Source organism: Pedobacter sp. AC464, assembly GCF_979253075.1.
The window spans coordinates 1-240 of record NZ_CEEDBV010000022.1; the positions used below are offsets into that span (position 1 = coordinate 1).

Annotated in this window: 1 protein-coding gene; it reads right to left on the reverse strand. The window is 45.0% G+C overall.

The window, feature by feature from the left end:
• Window positions 1-240, reverse strand: a 240-nt coding sequence (locus AC0IWT_RS20030; RefSeq protein WP_471798516.1) for a family 10 glycosylhydrolase, incomplete at both ends; no start/stop codon positions are given.

Here is a 240-nt window from a genome sequence, read left to right on the forward strand (position 1 = left end):
GAATACGGTTATTCTCCCGGAGTGCCCTAATTTGACTGGGCAGTTCGGTCGGATTACGCCAGGCCATTTCTGCTCTGGAATTTACAAGATATGCCGCATGGCCAACATAACCGTGCCGCCCGTAAGCATTATTGCTCCACCAATCTAACAACACACCAAATGGAGCAACATTTTTACTGAAACTAAAGTATATCTGAGGGTTGATGTAATCTACCCAGCCTTCTTTAATCCATTTACGAC